The sequence below is a fragment of the Gilvimarinus sp. 1_MG-2023 genome, assembly GCF_030548285.1.
Window position 1 is genome coordinate 1 of the sequence record NZ_JAUOSC010001325.1, and the last position, 254, is coordinate 254.

Annotated in this window: 1 pseudogene; it reads left to right on the top strand. The window is 52.8% G+C overall.

The window, feature by feature from the left end:
* Positions 1 to 254, top strand: a pseudogene (locus Q4563_RS21140) (pyruvate carboxylase subunit B); the annotation flags it as partial.

A 254-nucleotide genomic window follows, 5' to 3' on the forward strand; every position in this document is an offset into this window, starting at 1 on the left:
GATGTCGACAGCAAAAGCAAAATGGGTGTGGCCACCGAGTTCGTTATCGATGTGCACGGCGAAAGCTACGATATCGCAGTCACCGGCGTTGGTGATTTTGGGGCTGGCAAGCGCAAGATCTATCTCAGTATGGACGGCGTGCCACAAGAAGTGATCTTTGAACCGTTAAATGAATATGTTGATGACGGTGCCAGCAAAGGCCGTAAACGCGCAACGGAACCCGGTCACGTCACGGCCACCATGCCAGGTAATGT